Origin of the sequence: Flavobacterium branchiophilum NBRC 15030 = ATCC 35035, from assembly GCF_002217205.1 — a bacterium.
Taxonomy (GTDB): domain Bacteria; phylum Bacteroidota; class Bacteroidia; order Flavobacteriales; family Flavobacteriaceae; genus Flavobacterium; species Flavobacterium branchiophilum.
On record NZ_MUGT01000039.1, the window covers coordinates 1 to 20,343 of the forward strand.

Genomic DNA, 20,343 nt, shown 5'->3' on the forward strand with positions numbered 1-20,343 from the left:
TGTATATTTGGTATAATAACTTGTTTTTTAGAATTTTATTTTTTAAACAATAAACCTAAAAAACAACTGTATCAAAACCCCATAAGTATCAAATGACCAATAACACAAAAAGGCTGTTAATTGATTTGAATTTGTTTACAAAAAAACTACTTTTGCACCTTAAACTCTAACTAGACCAATGAACACAACAAAAACAATTCAATCAGCGCTTATATCGGTTTTTTCAAAAGAAGGATTAGCACCATTAGTACAAAAATTACATGATTTGAATGTAACCTTTTATTCAACTGGCGGAACAGAGGAATTCTTAAAAAGTTTAGGTATTCCTGTTATAGCCGTCGAAGACGTTACAAGCTACCCTTCGATACTTGGAGGCAGAGTAAAAACGTTGCATCCCAAAATATTTGGAGGTATTTTAAACAGACAAGACAACGCCTCGGACGCAGAGCAAATGAAAACTTTTGATATTCCACAAATAGATTTGGTTATAGTTGATTTATATCCTTTTGAAAAAACAGTTGCCTCTGGTGCCAGCGAGTACGATATTATAGAAAAAATAGATATAGGCGGCATTTCATTAATAAGAGCCGCTGCCAAAAACTTTAAAGATACTGCAATAGTAGCCTCCGTAAACGAATATCCTGTTTTGATGGACATGATTACTGCTCAACAAGGTGCTACAACATTAGCCAACAGAAAATTATTGGCCACAAAAGCCTTTCATGTATCTTCTCATTACGATGCTGCCATTTTTAATTATTTTAATGAAGACGAAACCATTTTAAAACAAAGTTTTGACAAAGGACAAATATTAAGATATGGAGAAAACCCACACCAAAAAGGCTATTTTTTTGGTGAATTTGACTCAATGTTCAATAAAGTACATGGCAAAGAATTATCTTATAACAATTTGTTAGACGTAGATGCAGCAGTACAATTAATATCTGAATTTAAAAACGAAAAACCAACATTTGCAATTCTCAAACACAATAATGCCTGCGGATTAGCATCTAGAAACACCATAAAAGACGCATATTTAGCCGCACTTGCCTGCGATCCTACTTCGGCTTTTGGAGGTGTACTTATTGCAAATAGCCCGATCGATTTTGAAACAGCTCAAGAAATTAACAGCTTATTTTGTGAAGTAGTCATTGCACCAAGTTTTGATGAACAAGCCCTCACTATATTATCCGAAAAGAAAAACAGAATCATTTTGATTCTAAACGAAGTCCCATTGCCCGAAAAACAAGTGCGAACCTGCCTAAATGGTATTTTAGTTCAAGATAGAAATACCAAAACAGACGCTGCAACAGACTTGAAAACAGTAACCCATACCACACCCACTCCACAAGAAATAAACGATTTGATATTTGCATCAAAAATTTGTAAAAATACCAAATCCAATACCATTGTGTTTGCCAAAAACGATACATTAATAGCCTCTGGAACAGGACAAACCTCAAGAGTAGATGCCTTAAAACAAGCCGTAGAAAAAGCCCAAACCTTTGGCTTCAATCTACAAGGAGCTGTTATGGCTAGCGATGCTTTTTTTCCATTTCCAGATTGTGTAGCTTTAGCAAAAGAAGCGGGAATTACGGCAGTAATTCAACCTGGTGGCTCTATAAAAGACGAATTGAGTATCAATTATTGCAATGAAAACAATATAGCCATGGTGTTCACAGGAACACGTCATTTCAAACATTAATTATATAAAAATTAAGTCCATGTATAAACAAAAGGACGTTCACATTAGTTTGGATAAAAAATTTAAAAAAACCAAAATTCATTACAAATAAGTGAATTTTGGTTTTTTTTTCTTGATACTGTCCTAAAAAAAGTGAGTAAACATGATTCACTCCAGCTTCAGCCACAGTCAATTGGTCGTGGCTAGTGCTTACCAAATTTATAGGTGCCTCGCCACTACTATTTTCTATCAACGTCCATTCTTGTAAAAACTTACCTAAATTGGTTGTTGTACCTAATTTAGAAGAAACAATATTAAGCTGACTTTTTTTCTAAAATAAATTTTGTATTTGTTTATTTTGTATTTTTGTGTATTATTAAACAATTTATTTATGGACGCTATAAGACAATTTATAGATGTGAAAGACCATACTTTTCAGGTTATACTTCCTGATAATTTTAATGCTCGTAGAGTGGAAGTAATCATTCTGCCTTCAGAAGATGATGTTCCGCATTGGCAAAAAGATATTGTTTTAGGGCGAATAGAAGCCATAAAACAAAATCCAAACTTATTAATAGATGAAGACCAATTTTGGAAAGATCTAGAAAATGAGAGCTAAAATTAAATATGCTGTTTTTGTTAAAGAAGATATTAAAGAAGCCGTTAATTGGTACAATACATCTCAAAAAGGTTTAGGAGCAACATTCTTGAAAAATGTAAAAGATAAAATAAACTACGTTGCTGAAAACCCCGAAACAATACAAGTAAGATACCAAGATGTACAAATAGCTGTTGTTAAAACTTTTCCGTACACTATACATTATCAGTATAACGTAAAACAAAATACTATATACGTGTTAGGTATTTTCCACACTTCAATAAATCCAGATACTTGGGCTAAAAGATTATAATTTTTACAGTTTTTTATAAAATAACAAATGCCACATTTACTTGGCATTTTGCTTTTTATTTAGTTGGTACACCAAAGGATTCGTGCACCAGCGGGGGAACTCCTAAAAGAACCAGAAAAAAATAGTTATGTTAAAAAATAAGGTTATTTTAGTGTTTTTATTTAGTTAAATTTGCAATAAATATTTCTTTATAAACGTTAACCATGAAAGTAGTAATAGAGGTACCAGACAATAAATTAAATTTCGCACTCGAAGTGTTGCGTAGTTTAGCATTTGTAAAAAAAGTAAAACCAATGTCTAATGAAAAAATTAGTCTTTGGGAAGACTTAAAAGAAGCTTCAAACGAAGTGCAACTACACAAACAAGGAAAAATTAAATTAAAAACCGCTCAAGATTTATTCAATGAGCTATAGCATTTTACCAACCTCTCGGTTTGAAAAAGAATTAAAACGGCTGGTTAAAAAATTTCCATCGCTCAAAGATGAGTACAAAGAACTTATTGAAGAAATAAATAAAAACCCCGAAGCAGGAACTTTTATAGCCAACAATTGTTATAAAATCCGTGTCGCCATAGAAAGCAAAGGAAAAGGTAAAAGTGGTGGTGCTAGAGCCATAACTTATGTTTATGTTCAAACTGAAACAGTTTATCTTCTTACTATATACGATAAAGGAGAAAAAGAAAACTTAAAACCCAACGAACTCAAAATGATGATTGAAAGTTTAGGGTTATAAAATAACAAATGCCAAATTTAAGTAGCATTTTACTTTTTATTTAGTAGGTACACGAAAGGATTCGTGCACCAGCTATCGGAATTTTTTTCAGAAGCACACAACCGCTTTATAAAAGACTTCCAAAAAAATATAAAATAATAATAACGCTCCAATAATCACGACCCAACAACTCCTCCTTTGGGGGTTGTGGGCTTCTCGGGACTGCGGGAGGCTATCGGCTCTACCGGGATTACAATAGACAAATAGTTTTTCAGTTGACTTTTTGTTGCTTGTTTCAAGTTTATTTGGTTTCAAGTTTCAAGTTAAAAACCCTGTTAACATTTGAACTCTAACGGGGTTTGAAAAATTAAATTACTTGTAAAAAAAACTCAAATTTTTTATGAATTTTTACTTGGTTGAATCATAGTAATCAGGGGGGGGGCTGGGGTTAAAAATCTCTATCTCATTATTTTCGTTACTTAATAACACCATACCATTTAATTTATCATCATTGGCAATATATTTTTTATAATCAATAAGTAATGAATTCAAAAATAACACATCCTTATATTGGATGTCAAAAAAATAGAAATTTTCATCATCAAAATGTTTTTCGATGATTTTTTGATTAGTTACAGAATAATCACGAATAAACTCCATTTTTCTATCATTGTAAATGAAATGAAAATATATTTCATTTCTTTTAGTTTTTGAATTTATAAAATAAATAGTGTCTTTGTCTTCAAAATCTTTCATTAACTTTGTGTAAGTTAATAAAAACACTTTAAATACATCAATTAATGACTTGTCTTTAGCAAAAAAAGTTAGTATTTTCATTTTCTTAATTTATTTCACTATCTTTTTTAATTCTGCAGGGTTGGTAACTACTCTTACGCCTTGATTAGCTGCTTCTTGTATTTGCTTTTTTGTTGCTTTTGGCATGTAAAGTAAATATCCTTTTCCTTGGTCTTTTGCGTATTGTGAATTTTTGTGCGATTGATTTAATTTCATCTTATTGCCAGATTTCACTTCAATGTTGAAATTTTTAGTTGATATATCAACATCTCCTGCACCTCCAGAAAATTTATAATTAACATCGATATCATCAACTAACTCTCCTAATTGATATGCTAATTTACCTACAAAATTTCCATCAGTAGCACTATGCCAAACACCCGTTAGAGAATGAACTTTTTTTGTAGCCATCCCTAATTTTGTAACTAAACCTTTTGCAACATTGCTACTACCGTATTTAGAACAAAAATCCGCAAATTTTCCTCCAGCTAATTGTATAATAAAACCTAAAGCAAAATCTGTTCCTGCTTGTTCTAAACTATAATCGTCTTGGCTTAGTGCATTAGTCATTACATCAGTTGCTCCAGCAAAACCTGCTTTACCCCATTTACCGCCTGGAGCATTCCAAGGTATAGCTGCAAGGGCACCTGAAATCCCAACTTGCTTCCAATTGACTTTGTCAAACGCTTGTCCCCAAGTATTTACACTTGAATCAAATAAATAAGACATTGTCATTTGTGCCATCATATCAACAGAAGCACCAACTCCAAATTTAATCAACATTGGAACAATCGGAATCTTTCCGTTTGGATCAACTAAATTAACCGGGTTTTGATAACAATATCCGTAACTTGAAGAAGTTTGTTCAACTAAAGGATCCACACTCGCCCAAATACTTATCCTCGGATCATAATACCTTGCCCCATAATAATACAAACCGCTTTCCTCATCAAGTTCTTTACCGTTAAACTTATACGGTGAGTTGTGTGAGTTTTTATGCTCTTCAATGAACGTTTATCTCACATCGATTTTATTTTTTATTGGAGTTCGATGAATTTTATTTCCCCAAATGCAAAGTACTCGCTGTGTTGCGAAACTTCGCCCACAAAGTTAGTAATATAATTGGAACTACCAAAGCCCCCCAGCCCCCGAAGGGGGAGCTAGGAGTACTTACTTATGAACTGTTTGTTTTAATGTTTTTTTATTGTTTTAAATACCACCGCCCGAAAGGGTTAGTGCGACAGCGGGGATATTATCTCCTTCTTCATATGCTTTTTCAAATATTTTTTCAAAATCTGAACAATTATTCTTGATAAACACGTTGTCAATTTCATTATCAAAATTATTATACATACAATTGTTACATTTAAAATCAAATTTAGCTACACCAACTATTTGTTTTTGTCTTAAAAAAACTAAAATATCACAATAAGCATTTAGACATTTATAATCCTCTTTAACCAACTCTTTTTTATTTACAAAAATAGAATTTAATTCATGTATAAACTGATTATTTATTCTCTTTCCTTTAAATCCAAAATGTTGGAGATTTAAGTAATCTTTTTTATCAAAAACAGTATCATTATTACATATATTCATGAATTTTGTCGCTCTTGGACTTGTCACCTCACTTCTTGCATTGAAAAAATATTTATAATAATAAACTTCGTCAAAATTTATTACAGTGCTTTTTTTACAACTATTAAATAAAATTAATATTAAAAAATAAAATAAAACATTTTTTTTTATACTTTTCATAACTTTTGTTTCTTAAATAATTTCATGATGTCATTTTTATTTGGCTTCCAATCCCAATTAAAGGAGTGTATTTTTTTTCCTCCTTTAAACACATTCCACTTCTCTTTTTTACTTCCTCCATTGCTTGCCGTTCCAATTTCACCATTTTTAGAATACAACACAGGGCCTGAAGCACCTACTGTAATGATATTTTGTTTTTCTTTAGATATTTTTAACGCTATTCCTATTTGTTCTTCTCCTGACTTACAACTATGGAAAATTAAAATATTGTTTTCTTTATCTAAAATAGAAGAATCAAATTTATATTTACTAAACCAACTTTTTAAATTCTCAGAATTATAAACTCCCGTATAAGATCCAGACCTAGTACCAGGATAATCAAAAACAGCAAAGTATCCATCCCATCCATGACCATAAACATGAAATGTTCCTGTTTCAAGTTTTTGATTCTTTGCAGAATTAATAATATTTTGATTTACCCTAACATGACTGATTGCATCTAATCTTTCTCTACCTCTTAAACTCTTGTCAATTTGAACATCTTTGTCTACAGAGAAAATAACATTTCTATTTACAACATCTGTTTGTTTACCATTTGGATCAATTAGTCTTACTGGATTATCATAACAATACCCATAACTATTATAATTAAATTGGTTATAAAAACCGCCGTTATGGTCTCCGTTCCAATAAGTGCCATCAAATTGATACGGATCTACACTCGCCCAAATACTAATCCACGGGTCATAATACCTTGCCCACAAAGTTAGTACTATAATTGCTACTTACAAAGGCTCCAAAGGCCTACCGTGTACCAAATTTATTAGACAGATTGTAAACTAAAGTACAAACAAACGGTATAATTTTATTGAAATGTTTAGTAAAAAAATAAAACCATTTCAAAAGGTATGAAATGGTTTTATTTAAAATGGTTTTGGTATTTGATTAGCCTAACGCAGCTCTTCTAAATCCAGTAACAACTAAATCTTTGTCTAATGTTTTGGCATAAGCCGCAACGCTCAATTTGTTGTCTTTAATATAATCTTGGTTTACTAATGTATTGTCTTTAAAGAAACGGGCTAATTTACCTTTAGCAATATTGTCTAACATCGCTTCTGGTTTACCTTCTTGACGTAGAACGTCTTTAGCAATTTCGATTTCTTTAGCAATAGTTTCAGCATCAACACCATCTTCATTCAAAGCAATTGGTGCCATTGCAGCGGCTTGCATCGAAATGTTTTTGGCTACTTCGTCTGCTCCTTCTATGTTTTTTGATAGGGCCGTAAGCGTTGCAATTTTGTTTCCAGCATGGATGTACGAACCAATAAAAGCACCTTCTAATCTTTCAAAAGCTCCAATTTCGATTTTTTCACCAATAACACCAGTTTGCTCGATTAACTTTTCGGCTACTGTAATACCGTTGTAGTCGGCAGCCAAAAAAGCTTCTTTAGTGTCAAAGTTCAAAGCTAAAGCAGCAAAATCAGTAGCTAATTTTACGAATCCTTCGTTTTTTCCAACAAAGTCTGTCTCGCAGTTCAAAGATACTACAACACCAACCGTTTTATCAGCATTTACAGCTGCAATAACAGCACCTTCAGTAGATTCTCTGTCAGAGCGGTTAGCGGCTACTTTTTGTCCTTTTTTACGTAAGTTTTCGATTGCCAAATCAAAATCTCCTTCTGCTTCAACCAAAGCTTTTTTGCAGTCCATCATTCCTGCACCTGTGATTGTTCTTAATTTATTAACGTCTGCAGCAGTAATTGTTGCCATATTTTTTATAATTTAATTTAAAGATTAAAAGATTGAAAAATTTAAAAATTTAAAAAACAAAACTCCATTTAAAGGCCGTAGTTTTTCAAAACTTAAATCTTTCAATCTTTAAATTTGTTTGATTTATTCTTCTGTTGCAGGAGCTTCAGTTGCTACTTCGGCTACTGTTTCAGTTTCTTTTGCATCAGCATTTCTGTTAGAAAGTCCGTCAATTACGGCAGCTGTTACAAGAGATAAAATTTTGTCGATTGATTTTGAAGCATCATCATTGGCTGGAATTACATAATCTACCTCACGTGGGTCAGAGTTTGTATCTACCATAGCGAAAACTGGAATGTTTAATTTTTGTGCTTCTTTTACTGCAATATGCTCAGCTTTAATATCTACAACGAACAATGCAGCTGGCAATCTTGACATGTCTGCAATTGAACCTAAATTTTTCTCTAATTTTGCTCTAAGACGATCTACTTGCAAACGTTCTTTTTTAGAAAGTGTGTTGAATGTACCATCTTTTTTCATTTTATCAATAGAAGACATTTTTTTAACGGCTTTTCTGATAGTTACAAAATTGGTAAGCATTCCGCCAGGCCATCTTTCTGTAATATAAGGCATGTTTGCAGCTTTTGCTTTTTCAGCTACAATGTCTTTGGCTTGTTTTTTGGTAGCAACAAATAATATTTTTCTACCAGATGCAGCAATTTTTTTCAAAGCTTCGTTGGCTTCTTCAATTTTTGCTGCAGTTTTATATAGATTGATAATGTGTATTCCATTACGCTCCATATAGATGTAAGGAGCCATATTTGGATCCCATTTTCTAGTCATGTGTCCAAAGTGAACACCTGCGTCTAGTAATTCTTTTACTTCAACTTTGTTTGACATTTTTTTTACTTAGTTTACGTTCTGTTGATTAGCAATGTTCCGTTTTGGATTTGATGTTTTAAAAATTTCGATGTTTCAAACTTTTTAACCCCGGTTTCATTTAGATGCTAAACTAATTCCTACCTCGGTAGGCAACAACAACATTGTTTTTAAATTTTTTAAATTGCTTTTTAAAAGGTTTAAAACCTTTATAAAATAGCTGAAAATATTAACGCTTAGAGAATTGAAATCTCTTACGAGCTTTTTTCTGACCGAATTTTTTACGTTCAACCATTCTTGGATCTCTTGTTAATAATCCTTGTGGTTTCAAGATGGCTCTATTTCCTTCGCCAACTTCACACATTGCTCTGGCAATTGCCATACGAACAGCTTCTGCCTGACCTGTTGCTCCACCTCCATAAACATTTACTTTTACATCAAAGTTGCTTACGTTTTCTGTCATAGACATTGGTTGTAATACTTTGTATTGTAAGGTAGCTGTTGGAAAATATGTTGCAAATTCTTTTTTGTTTACAGTGATTACTCCTGTTCCTTCCGAAACGTAAACACGTGCAACAGCGGTTTTTCTTCTACCGATTTTGTGAATAACTCCCATTACTTAAGATCATTAAGGTTAACAGTTCTAGGTTTTTGAGCCGCTTGTTTGTGCTCTGAACCTACAACAACATTTAGGTTTCTAAAAAGTTCTGCTCCCAATTTGTTTTTTGGCAACATCCCTTTTACTGCTTTTTCTACTAACAATGCAGGGTTTTTGCTTTGTAGTACTTTTGCAGTCAAAGTTCTTTGTCCTCCTGGGTAACCTGTATGACGCATGTAAATTTTGTCATTCATTTTTGTACCTGTAAGGTTGATTTTTTCTGAGTTGATAACTATTACGTTATCTCCACAGTCCACGTGGGGGGTATAGCTTGGCTTGTACTTGCCTCTCAAAATCATAGCGACTTTTGATGCAAGACGTCCTAAGTTATGACCCTCAGCATCTACAACTATCCACTCTTTTGTTACAGTGGCTTTGTTTGCTGAAATTGTCTTGTAGCTTAATGCGTTCACAATAAATTTTTTTAATTAAACATTCCATTCCAAATTCGACTATGCGAAATTCGGACTGCAAAAGTACATTATTTATTTTAAATACAAAACCTATTTTTATTTTCTTTTTTTATTGCTTTTCAACGAGTTACCTTTTTTTATGATGCCATTCTAAAATTGTACTTAGGATACAGCTGTTTTTAAATGTAATTTACTGTTTATTTTCCTATTCAATACCTCTTTAAATCGCCGCATTTGCCAGCCTTTTGATGACTTTTTATACCTCCATTTTCTAGCCACCGATTGTAACTACCCTGATGGTGCTTTGTATTGTAGTGCAATGGTTTTATTATCCATTTACACAAGGTTTTTGGATTGGTTTTGGATTTTCGATTTGGTTCAAAAAGTACAATTTTAGCCTCTTCTTTAATCACTTTTTATAGCAAATAGATTTTAATGTCGTTTCATTAAGAGTTAATTTGTAAATTTGCATTTCATAATACAGCAACTATTATAAAAAAAACTAAAAAATGGCATTACAAAACACCAATCCAACACAAACGAGTGCTTGGCAATTATTAGAACAGCATTTTCAGGAAATGAAAACTATTTCAATGAAGGAAATGTTTGCAAGCGACCCCGACAGATCATCAAAATTCCACATCCAATGGGATGATTTTTTGATAGATTATTCCAAAAATATTATAAACAGCAAAACCATGCAGCATTTGCTGGATTTGACAAAGGAAGTGCAGCTCAAAGAGGCCATAGACCAATATTTTGATGGCGGAATTATCAATAAAACCGAAAACAGGGCTGTTTTGCATACGGCTTTACGAAGTACCGAAGCCGAAGCCGTTATGGTAGATAATCAAAATGTACTTTTGGAAGTTGCGGCCGTAAAAGCTAAAATGAAACAATTTTCAGACGATATTATTCTTGGAAATAAAAAAGGATATACCAATCAAAATTTTACTGATGTAGTGAATATTGGAATTGGAGGATCTGATTTAGGGCCAGCAATGGTTGTCGAGGCTTTGCAATTTTATAAAAATCATTTGAATGTTCATTTCGTTTCAAATATAGACGGTGATCATGCACAGGAAATTATCAAAAACTTAAATCCAGAAACCACTTTGTTTGTTATTGTTTCTAAAACGTTTACAACTCAAGAAACTTTAACAAACTCTGAAACCATAAAAAAATGGTTTTTGCAAAAAGCTTCGCCAGAAGATGTTGCCAAACATTTTGTGGCGGTATCAACTAATATTCAAAATGTAACTTTATTTGGAATTCACCCCGATCATATTTTTCCAATGTGGGATTGGGTTGGCGGACGCTTTTCGTTGTGGAGTGCCGTTGGTCTTACAATAAGTTTGGCTATTGGTTACAATCAATTTGACGATTTATTGAGCGGTGCTCATAAAATGGACCAACATTTTAAAAACACCCCATTCGATCACAACATACCCGTAGTTTTGGCCTTAATCAGTGTTTGGTATAACAACTTTTTTGGAGCAGAAAGTGAAGCCATTATTCCATATACGCAGTACCTTCAAAAGTTGGCTCCTTATTTGCAACAAGGAATTATGGAAAGCAATGGCAAAAGCATTGATAGGAATGGCAATGCTGTAACTTATCAAACAGGAACTATTGTTTGGGGAGAGCCTGGCAGCAACTCGCAACATGCTTTTTTTCAATTGATCCATCAAGGAACAAAGCTGATTCCGTCTGATTTTATTGGATTTGTAAAATCGTTATATGGTAATGAAGACCACCACAACAAACTGATGTCTAACTTTTTTGCTCAAACCGAAGCCTTGCTCAATGGCAAAAATTATGATCAAGTTCAAGCAGAATTTTCTAAAAATGATTTTGCTACTGGCAAAGCAGCTTTTTTGACTCCTTTCAAAATTTTTGAGGGAAACAAACCTACAAACACTATTTTGATTCAACAACTAACACCAAGTACTTTAGGAGCATTGATTGCTATGTATGAGCATAAAATATTTGTTCAGGGTATCATTTGGAATATTTTTAGTTATGACCAATGGGGAGTAGAACTTGGCAAACAATTAGCCAACTCAATCTTGTCCGAAATTGAAACTGGTAAAATAAATGCACATGACCATTCGACTGCTTTTTTATTGGATTATTATTTAAAAAACAAATAAATTTTTACATGTAATTACTTCAAATAAAGCAAATACAAAATATATTTACAGATAAAGGGTGTCCAAAAAAGTTGATTTTTTATACTTTTAGGCCACCCTCTTGTTATGTCAAACCGATATCAAAACATTATTTTCGTATAAACAATTGACTATCAATAGTTATACCGCAAAAAATTGTTCTAATTCTGCTAACGTTTCAGAAGTAGTTTGGATGTCTTTTACAATAACGCCTTTGTTGAGGGCTACAATTCTGTTTGAAACTTCTACGGTATGAGTCAAATCATGGCTAGATACTAAAACGGTAATATTGGGATTGTCGGCCAAGTCTTTGATGATTTTTTTTAATCTAAATTGGGTCGAAGGATCCAAATTTGCAAAAGGTTCATCAAGCACAACCACTTCTGGTTTGCCCAATAATGTGGCTACAATACCTATTTTTTTCATATTGCCTTTAGAAAAATCGCGAATATATTTTTTGCTATTTAATATTTCGTTGTTAAAAAAATCTTGAAATTGATTCAATTCAGTATCAACATCAGATTTTGTCATGCCTCTTAATTCGCCTACAAAATAAAAATACTCTTCGGGAGTAAGGTAATTAATTAAAAAACTTTCGTCTAAAAAAGAAGTAGTAAATGGCTTCCAATCTTCTGAAATAGCTACCTTAACATTGTTGTTAATGATATGTCCTGTTGTGGGTTTGATAAGATCCAAAAGAAGGCTAAAAAATGTAGTTTTTCCTGCACCATTATTACCTACAAGCCCAAAGCTTTCTCCTTTTTTTATTTCTAATTGTGCTATATTCAATACCGTAGTACCGTTGTATGTTTTGGTTAAATTTTGTATCTGTATCATCAATTTGTAGTTTGAATGGATTAATGTTTTTTTTAAAAAATGAAAATTAATTATTGAATTTATTAAACTTTTATTAGTCTTTTATTGACACAAACGACTTGTTGTAGCGGCACTATGATTTTTTATAAGCACTAATTGTGCTATATTTTTCTGATTGGTACACTTTTTCAATTTGAGTAAAAACCCTATTTCTAAGTGCAAAACCTAATATTCCAACAAATGCCACTAACAATAAACCTGTGTTTGCATCAAATAAATACAAGCCCAACGCATACAACAATATGGGAATTAACATTTTTGGTATAGAGATGAGCAACGTTTGTACATTAAAAGCTTTTTTGTCGCCAAAAGCCCCTTTAGCTGCAGCCAAATCGATAGGCGTTTTAGTATAGGCACCCGCAAAAAGCACAAGATGTGAGTTGATACCAATATTGTAGATAGCTCCCGCAACTATACACCAATAAGCATGCATGCCAAAATAGATATATCCCGAGGCTACTATCGTACTGAATGTAGTTGCTATAACAATAAGCCACCATTTTGAGGTTAGATAGGCTCGATAAGGAATGTTTTGTGTCATCATAAACGAATAATGCTGACTATCCCAACTTGGAACAAACTGTCCGAAAGTAAACAAAAAACCACCAGACACAAAGAGGCCGGCAAAGATGTGCATAATTTGAGGTTGGTTGGCGTTTTCTCTAAAAAATAGGATGCCATAAAACAAAAACAAAATGCTCATCATGACGGTTGTTTTGGACCGTTTATTGCGTTTGATCAATCGAATATCATTTTTCAAAAATGTACCCAAATGTCCAAATTGGTCCAGCCATTTCATGTTTTCGGTAGTTGCATTGGCTACTTTTGTTGCTAAACCCGCATCTAAATACAATTCTTTTTTGTAAAAACGAAAGGTGTATCGATACAAGAAAACAGCTAAGCCTAAAGGCAACAAAAACAATCCGAATTGGTTAAAAAGAGCATCAAAAAAAACTTGAGTATAATTTGAAATAACAAATACTTGATAATATTCCAATGCCGCAAGGGTAGCGACAACAGCGAAACAATATGTTAGAAAAGTGGTACTGTTGTCTAATAAAATATTTACAAAATTCAAGCAATAGATAATGGCCATAATAGCCAAATGCCAAGCCAAAACTTGCCCCACGGCATACCCCTCTACAATTAGAACAATAGAAAATGGAATAAAAAACAAAGCATGTAACCAATTGAAAAACGACACCATGGTTTTGCCAATGGCATAATGAACAATACCGTTTTTATTGAAAGGCAATGTTAGTAATTGTTTGATATGCACAACGGGCATTTTTTGTAAACCAAAACGAAACACTAAATCGACCAAAAGATAATAAATCAAATATTTATTAACCATAAATAAGGGGTTTAACCCATTTTGTTTTAGTGCATAATAAGCCCCTATTCCCATCAAAAGCAGCAATGCACCATACACAAAAGCCATACAGATTAAAAAAATACTGTAAGCTACATTTTTAGTAAAAGAAGCCGACCGGCTAAAAGATTTCCACTCGAGATAAAGTAATTTTTTGTACATACGAAATACTTTTTTCTATTTGTACGTAAGAATCTGAAAAAGTTACAAATTTTTAAGTAAAAAAAAGCATTATTGATTATTTTAAGCTTTATGTCTATCGGTAACTAGTGCTTTTATGTTTTGGAAAAAAAATCTATACAGTGTCTGCTGATTTACTACTAATTAGTTACTATATAAAACATTACATTGATAAAAACAATGTATAGTGCAAAACAAAATGCTAAAATAAATTAATACCAAATATACCTATAAAACTAGCTGATTGCTAATATTACCGCAATTTGCGTTAGGGATAGCAGTGGAAATCCTTTTTTTGGGCGGGTGTGGGCTTTTTCTGCCCTTACCCGCCCAAAAAAAGATTGGAACGGATAGCCCGACCCTTGTGGTAACGCCCAAAATATACGCTATTGATTGGGTGCTTTATTTAGAATTGAGCCTTAAAATATTTTTTTAGCATCCATTTTCAAAAAAATGAACAACAAAATAGTAAAGCCCCATAAGCCAGACCCCCCGTAGGAAAAAAACGGCAATGGCACTCCAACGGTTGGAAAAATACCCAAAACCATGGCGATATTTACAAAGGTGTGTATAAATAAAATGCCCGCAACACAATAGCCATATACCCTACTAAATTTGGTTTGTTGTCGTTCGGCTAAGTATAATATTCTAATAATTAGCCCTACAAATAAGCCAATAACAAGTACACAACCAAAAAAGCCCCACTCTTCGCCAACAGTTGTAAAGATATAATCGGTGTGTTGCTCTGGTACAAAACCGCCTTTGGTTTGTGTGCCTTCAAGGTATCCTTTGCCAAACCAGCCTCCAGAGCCTACTGCTATTTTTGATTGATTGGTATTGTAGCCAATGCCTTTCATATCGACTGCTTTGCCTAATAAAATATTGAAGCGGTCTCGGTGGTGTTGTTTAAAAACATGATTGAAAACATAATCAACCGAAAATACATAGCTGGTTACTGAAAATAATAATATTGAACTAAAAATGAGATTTCTGTTGATTTTACGGCTTTTGACATAATGGATAATCAACAATAGCAATACCGCCAGCGAAATATAAATAGGCTGAAAAACCAAAGCACATACGAATAATAGGATGGCTAAAAAACCTATTTGCAAATACCAAGTGGGCAAACCTTCTCTGTACAATACAAAAAAGAAAACAAAATAGATCATGGCACTTCCTGGGTCTGGCTGGGGCAATATGAGTAATACGGGCAAAAATACAATTGCCAAAGCTTTGATTTGGCTGTCCATTTTTTTTAAATTGATTTGGACATCGCTCAAATATTTTGCTAATGCTAATGCGGTTGCTGCTTTTGCAAATTCAGACGGCTGCAAAGTAAAACTACCAATCCCATACCAACATCTTTGTCCGGCAATGGTTTTGCCAAAAACAAAAAGGCCTAGTAATGATAATAAAGAAACTACATAAAGGATACTGGTATATTTTTCATAAAAACGAGATTCTACAAACAGCACCATCAAAATTATGGGTATAGTAAGTAAAATAAACATCAATTGCTTGCCATACAACTCCGACAAATCGAAGATAAAAGTTTCTTCTAAAGGCGTAGTTAAGGTGGACGAAAAGATATTCATCCATCCCATGATGACCAATACAAAATAAATGGATACACAAATCCAATCAATATTACCAATAACATTTTGATTTCTCATGAACTTTTAATTTTTGTAAGGTCAATAATTTTTAAGAGTACAAACTAGGTGTCGTTTTGGTGTTATGGATTCCCTAAATCTAATTCGGCATCTACGGTATTAGGTTTGGGCTTATCGGCAGGTTTAACTGCGGGTTTTGTTTCAGGGCTTGTGTTTTTTGGTACTAATGGTTTAGTAGTTTCTTTTTTTATAGTATCGGTTGGTTTATTTTCATAACGGTTGTAAAGCGGTTGTAAACTGGTATTGAACATGCGTTGCTCTAATCTGGTAAGGGTTATTTTCTTTTTGATGTATTTTTCTATCATCAAACTGACAATTGGCCCAGCAATATTGGCTCCAAACCCTCCATTTTCTACAAAAACAGCAATGGCAATTTTAGGATTTTCCATGGGTGCAAATGCTACAAAGATAGAATGGTCTTGTAATTTTACACGTCGTCCATAAATTTTGGCATAATTTTCTGCAGTACCTGTTTTTCCACATAAATTAATACCGGGCACTCCAAGTCCGTGAGCAGTTCCGTGGTTATATACATCGAACAAACCAGAAATTACAGGATCAAAATATTTTGGATCAATACTTGTTTGGTGTTTGGTTCTGAATTTTATGTCGATCAATTGTCCTTCAATATTTTTAATAATATGAGGTGTATAATAATAGCCTTTGTTGGCTACAGTAGCAATCATATTGGCCAATTGTATGGGTGTAGTCAAAATTTCGCCCTGGCCGATAGAATTTGAAACAATAGTAGTTCCGCCCCAACCTCCGTTTGGATACACTTTTTTATAATAAGCGGCATCTGGCACATGCCCTTTTCTACCAGTTGGCAAATCATATCCCATAAATTGACCTAAACCAAAACTTTTTACATGATTGCTCCATATATCAACAGCTTTTGGTGCCTTGTATTTGCCAATAGTTCGCAAATAAGCATTTGCAAAATAAGCATTGCATGACCTATAAATACCATTGTGCAATTGGTGTGGACCAGAACCTCCATGACATTTCATAAAATGACCTCTTCCCAAGCCAATTCCGTGGTGGCAAAAAAATGTTGTTTCTTCATCGATTACTTGCTCCTGAAGTGCCACAAGCCCTGTAAGAATTTTAAAGGGCGACCCTGGTGGATACTCTGCCAAAAGTCCACGGTCGTATGTTGGTTTTGCCAACGAATCGTTATACAACATGGTGTAATTTTTGGACCTTTCTCTTCCTACAAGTAAAGCTGGGTTATAAGAAGGAGCTGTTACAAGGGCCAATATTTCGCCCGACTTGGGGTCTATGGCTACTATACCGCCTCTTTTATTTTTCATAAGAGCTTCGCCATATTTTTGCAATTCAATATCAATCGTAAGTTTGATGTCTTTTCCTTGCACGGCAACGGTATCAAACTTGCCTTCTTTATAAGATCCTATTTCTCGGTTATATTTGTCTTTTTGAAGGTATTTAACGCCTTTTACACCTCTCAAAATTTCTTCATAACTTTCTTCAACACCTTGTTTTCCAATCAAATCGCCACTTTTATAGTAGGGTTGTTTGGAAATAATTCGTTCGTTTACTTGCGTAATGAATCCAAAAACATTGGCCCCAACAGCCACTTGATAATCTCTTAATGAACGCTTTTGAATTTCAAATCCCGAAAATTTTCGAGCTTTTTCTTGAAAAGCGGCATATTCTTGTTTGTTCAATTGTGGCAAAAATACCGAACGCAACATGGGACTATACGTTTTGGCTTTTTCCAGCTTTCGCAAAAAATCTTGTTTTGTAATATGCAACAAATTACACAATTCTAAAGTGTCTATGTCCTTAACATATCTTGGAGTAACCATAATATCATAAGAAGGCTGATTGGCAACAAGCAATTTGCCATAACGGTCATAAATATAGCCACGTTCAGGGTAATTATAATTGATTTTTATGGCATTATTTTCCGATTTTAGTTTAAAAGAATCATCAATAATTTGTAAATAAAAAATTCTAATCAAAAGCAATACCGCAGCTCCAATAACAATAGCGGGTAGTAACATTTTTCTCATCTCTTATTTGGCTTTATTAAATAAATAATACATATATTTATTATTATTGTAAATGCAGCAGTCAATATTGTTTTGTAAAACAGCTCCCAAAGCAAATAAAAGCTAAACAATTCTAATATAAAAAACACCAAGTGGTGTATCATTACAGCTAAAAGAATAAATGAAAATCTTTCGGGCGAAAGGACATCGTTGAGCCTAACGGTTTGATATTCATAACTCAATCCAAATGCGGCTTTAAACAACCATGGTCTAATATAGGCTAATACAAGACAAGCTGTTGCATGAACCCCTCCTGAATTTGAAAACAAATCCATAAAAACACCTAAGGCAAAACTTGCCAATAAAAGGCCATTCCGATTGCTATTTACTGGATATAAGATAATGAATAAAATATAGGGATATGGATTTAAAAAACCGCCCAAATTCAAACGGCTACAAATCACTTGTTGCACGGCAAGTAGCAGCACAAAACGGGCCATATTATGTAATACAGTACTATTCATTTTTAGTAGTCTTGGCTTCTAATGATTTTTTTTCTAAACTTACTGCTTTTTTTATTACATATACATGTCCTAAATTGGTCATATCATTAAACAATTTGATATCTAATGTAAAATAATTGGTTTCATCATCTGTATATAATTTTTCTACTATTCCAATATTAACATTTTCAGGAAAAATATCTGATTGTTCGCCCGTAACAATAGTGTCGCCTTTTTTTACAGAGGCCAATCTTGGAATATCCACTAATTGTACAAAACCCGTATTTTCACCATTCCAAGTTAAAGTACCAAAGTGATTTGATTTTTTTAACTTGGCATTTATTTTAGAATTGACGTTCAAAATACTTTGTACAGTTGCAAAATTAGCAGATGTATTTTCGATGATTCCAACAATGCCTTGGTCGTTTACAACTCCCATATCGGTTTTGACACCAATTTTTTGTCCTACATTCAAGGTCAAATAATTTTCTTGTCGGGTATAAGAATTATTAATAACCTTGGCCAAAATAACATCTGTATGATGAAAGCCACTTAAATTTGGGTTGATGATGGGTACAACAGTATCTTTCTTATTAAATAATAGCATTTTCAATCGGGCGTTTTCTGCAGCAAGCGCTTGATTTTGACCACGAAGACTTAAGTATTCGTCTAGTTTGCTCAATTCGTTATACACATTTCCGCTTACAAAATTGGCCGAACTGATTATTTTACTTTTATGATAGGAATGAGATTGAATGGTAAAACCCAAGCCAGTACTTAATAGCAACAAAAACAGTAAGTTATTACTGTTTTTAATTAAAAAATTTACTATTTGCTGCATCTTTGTTCAATCTAAATGATAAAATAACCCATTGTTATTTGAAAATTATTTAATTAGAATATTTTTAAATTTGGCTAAACCTTTTAAGGCAATTCCTGTACCTCTCACAACGGCTCTTAATGGATCTTCGGCAATATAGACAGGTAAATCTGTTTTTAACGAAATTCGTTTATCTAAACCTCTCAACATCGAGCCTCCACCGGCTAAATAAATACCTGTATTGTAAATATCGGCTGCCAATTCTGGTGGTGTTTGGGATAAGGTTTCTAAAATAGCATCTTCAACTCTTTGAATCGATTTATCCAATGCTTTTGCAATTTCTCTCGACGAAACATCAACCTGTTTAGGCTTGCCGGTTAGCAAATCTCGTCCTTGAACAGACATATCTTCTGGTGGCGAGTCCAAATCTTCGATGGCGGCACCTATTTCTATTTTAATTTTTTCGGCTGTACTTTCACCAACAAATAAGTTGTGTTGTGTTCGCATGTAATATACAATATCATTTGTAAACACATCGCCCGCAATTTTTACAGACTTATCACACACGATACCTCCTAATGCTATTACAGCTATTTCCGTTGTTCCGCCACCAATATCTACTATCATATTGCCTTTGGGTTGCATGATATCGATTCCAATACCAATTGCGGCAGCCATGGGCTCATGTATCAAATATACTTCTTTCCCATTTACACGCTCACACGATTCTTTTACGGCTCGCATTTCTACTTCGGTTATCCCAGATGGGATACAAACTACCATTCGAAGTGCGGGTTGGAACATTTTTTTTTGTAAAGCGGGTATGCTTTTGATAAGCATTTTTATCATTTGTTCCGAGGCATCAAAATCGGCAATTACCCCGTCTTTCAATGGTCGGATGGTTTTAATATTTTGATGGGTTTTTCCTTGCATCAAGTTGGCTTCTTTACCAACTGCAATTATGGCTCCCGTTTCTCGATTTCGAGCTACAATAGACGGGCTATCAATAACAACTTTGTCGTTGTGAATAATTAAAGTATTGGCTGTACCGAGGTCTATCGCAATATCTTCGGTCATAAAATCAAAAAATCCCATAATTTTATAAGGGGTTAGTATTCATATTATTTTTACGTGCAAAGATATATAAATTAAAACTACAATCCGACAATTTT

22 protein-coding genes are annotated in these 20,343 nt (G+C 33.4%); 6 read left to right on the top strand and 16 right to left on the bottom strand.

Translation table 11 applies throughout. The features are described 5' to 3' along the window. Nucleotides 1–178: 178 nt before the first annotated feature. From purH to B0A58_RS05320, 5 genes are all read left to right on the top strand, one after another. Nucleotides 179–1,705, top strand: coding sequence for a bifunctional phosphoribosylaminoimidazolecarboxamide formyltransferase/IMP cyclohydrolase (gene purH, locus B0A58_RS05295; RefSeq protein WP_089080168.1), 1,527 nt, complete (start codon nt 179–181; stop codon nt 1,703–1,705). 370 nt (nt 1,706–2,075) lie between these two features. Then, the gene (locus tag B0A58_RS05305; protein ID WP_089080170.1) at nt 2,076–2,303 is read left to right on the top strand and encodes a hypothetical protein; all 228 of its coding nucleotides are present in this window, start codon (nt 2,076–2,078) and stop codon (nt 2,301–2,303) included. Then, nucleotides 2,293–2,595, top strand: a complete 303-nt coding sequence (locus B0A58_RS05310; protein WP_089080171.1) for a type II toxin-antitoxin system RelE/ParE family toxin — start codon at nt 2,293–2,295, stop codon at nt 2,593–2,595. Before B0A58_RS05305 ends, B0A58_RS05310 begins: the two co-directional genes overlap by 11 nt. A gap of 203 nt (nt 2,596–2,798) precedes the next feature. Continuing rightward, on the top strand, nt 2,799–3,008 hold the full coding sequence (locus B0A58_RS05315; RefSeq protein ID WP_089080172.1) for a hypothetical protein: 210 nt from the start codon (nt 2,799–2,801) through the stop codon (nt 3,006–3,008). Continuing rightward, nucleotides 2,998–3,327: a type II toxin-antitoxin system RelE/ParE family toxin gene (locus B0A58_RS05320; protein WP_089080173.1), complete on the top strand. Its 330-nt coding sequence runs from the start codon at nt 2,998–3,000 to the stop codon at nt 3,325–3,327. The genes B0A58_RS05315 and B0A58_RS05320 overlap by 11 nt, the downstream gene beginning before the upstream one ends. Before the next feature lie 387 nt (nt 3,328–3,714). Here the strand turns inward: B0A58_RS05320 and B0A58_RS05325 are convergent, their stop codons facing one another. The 9 genes from B0A58_RS05325 to B0A58_RS05365 all read right to left on the bottom strand — a co-directional run bounded on the left by B0A58_RS05325 (nt 3,715) and on the right by B0A58_RS05365 (nt 9,971). After that, on the bottom strand, nt 3,715–4,143 hold the full coding sequence (locus B0A58_RS05325; RefSeq protein ID WP_133063073.1) for a hypothetical protein: 429 nt from the start codon (nt 4,141–4,143) through the stop codon (nt 3,715–3,717). A 9-nt stretch (nt 4,144–4,152) separates the two neighbouring features. Continuing rightward, on the bottom strand, nt 4,153–5,037 hold the full coding sequence (locus tag B0A58_RS05330; protein ID WP_243389446.1) for an RHS repeat domain-containing protein: 885 nt from the start codon (nt 5,035–5,037) through the stop codon (nt 4,153–4,155). Between the two features lie 273 nt (nt 5,038–5,310). Then, on the bottom strand, nt 5,311–5,859 hold the full coding sequence (locus B0A58_RS05335; RefSeq protein WP_089080175.1) for a hypothetical protein: 549 nt from the start codon (nt 5,857–5,859) through the stop codon (nt 5,311–5,313). Next, on the bottom strand, nt 5,856–6,623 hold the full coding sequence (locus tag B0A58_RS05340) for an RHS repeat domain-containing protein (protein WP_089080176.1): 768 nt from the start codon (nt 6,621–6,623) through the stop codon (nt 5,856–5,858). The genes B0A58_RS05335 and B0A58_RS05340 overlap by 4 nt, the downstream gene beginning before the upstream one ends. Before the next feature lie 181 nt (nt 6,624–6,804). Further along, nucleotides 6,805–7,629, bottom strand: a complete 825-nt coding sequence (gene tsf / locus B0A58_RS05345; RefSeq protein ID WP_014082832.1) for a translation elongation factor Ts — start codon at nt 7,627–7,629, stop codon at nt 6,805–6,807. Nucleotides 7,630–7,752: 123 nt separating this feature from the next. Beyond that, a complete protein-coding gene (gene rpsB, locus B0A58_RS05350) occupies nt 7,753–8,508 on the bottom strand; it encodes a 30S ribosomal protein S2 (protein WP_014082831.1) in 756 nt (251 codons plus the stop codon). Between the two features lie 208 nt (nt 8,509–8,716). Beyond that, nucleotides 8,717–9,103: a 30S ribosomal protein S9 gene (gene rpsI / locus B0A58_RS05355; protein ID WP_014082830.1), complete on the bottom strand. Its 387-nt coding sequence runs from the start codon at nt 9,101–9,103 to the stop codon at nt 8,717–8,719. Beyond that, the gene (rplM, locus tag B0A58_RS05360) at nt 9,103–9,558 is read right to left on the bottom strand and encodes a 50S ribosomal protein L13 (protein WP_014082829.1); all 456 of its coding nucleotides are present in this window, start codon (nt 9,556–9,558) and stop codon (nt 9,103–9,105) included. Before rplM ends, rpsI begins: the two co-directional genes overlap by 1 nt. A 209-nt stretch (nt 9,559–9,767) precedes the next feature. Further along, nucleotides 9,768–9,971, bottom strand: a complete 204-nt coding sequence (locus B0A58_RS05365; RefSeq protein ID WP_089080177.1) for a hypothetical protein — start codon at nt 9,969–9,971, stop codon at nt 9,768–9,770. Nucleotides 9,972–10,067: 96 nt separating this feature from the next. Here B0A58_RS05365 and pgi point away from each other — a divergent pair, with 96 nt between their 5' ends. Next, a complete protein-coding gene (pgi, locus tag B0A58_RS05370) occupies nt 10,068–11,711 on the top strand; it encodes a glucose-6-phosphate isomerase (RefSeq protein WP_089080178.1) in 1,644 nt (547 codons plus the stop codon). Between the two features lie 159 nt (nt 11,712–11,870). Here the strand turns inward: pgi and B0A58_RS05375 are convergent, their stop codons facing one another. The 7 genes from B0A58_RS05375 to B0A58_RS05405 form a co-directional block, all read right to left on the bottom strand. Beyond that, nucleotides 11,871–12,566: an ABC transporter ATP-binding protein gene (locus B0A58_RS05375; protein WP_089080179.1), complete on the bottom strand. Its 696-nt coding sequence runs from the start codon at nt 12,564–12,566 to the stop codon at nt 11,871–11,873. Nucleotides 12,567–12,678: 112 nt separating this feature from the next. Next, entirely contained in the window at nt 12,679–14,139 is a 1,461-nt protein-coding gene (locus B0A58_RS05380; protein WP_089080180.1) for a DUF5687 family protein, read from the bottom strand. A gap of 437 nt (nt 14,140–14,576) precedes the next feature. Then, nucleotides 14,577–15,833 carry a rod shape-determining protein RodA gene (gene rodA / locus B0A58_RS05385; RefSeq protein WP_089080181.1) on the bottom strand — a complete coding sequence of 419 codons (1,257 nt, stop codon included), beginning with the start codon at nt 15,831–15,833 and terminating at the stop codon, nt 14,577–14,579. 62 nt (nt 15,834–15,895) lie between these two features. After that, nucleotides 15,896–17,869: a penicillin-binding protein 2 gene (gene mrdA, locus B0A58_RS05390; RefSeq protein ID WP_243389447.1), complete on the bottom strand. Its 1,974-nt coding sequence runs from the start codon at nt 17,867–17,869 to the stop codon at nt 15,896–15,898. Then, nucleotides 17,866–18,372, bottom strand: a complete 507-nt coding sequence (locus B0A58_RS05395) for a rod shape-determining protein MreD (RefSeq protein ID WP_089080182.1) — start codon at nt 18,370–18,372, stop codon at nt 17,866–17,868. Before B0A58_RS05395 ends, mrdA begins: the two co-directional genes overlap by 4 nt. After that, nucleotides 18,365–19,192, bottom strand: a complete 828-nt coding sequence (mreC, locus tag B0A58_RS05400; RefSeq protein WP_089080183.1) for a rod shape-determining protein MreC — start codon at nt 19,190–19,192, stop codon at nt 18,365–18,367. Before mreC ends, B0A58_RS05395 begins: the two co-directional genes overlap by 8 nt. Before the next feature lie 45 nt (nt 19,193–19,237). Continuing rightward, nucleotides 19,238–20,266 (bottom strand): rod shape-determining protein, encoded by a 1,029-nt coding sequence (locus B0A58_RS05405; protein WP_014082821.1) that lies wholly within the window; start codon nt 20,264–20,266, stop codon nt 19,238–19,240. Nucleotides 20,267–20,343: the final 77 nt, after the last annotated feature.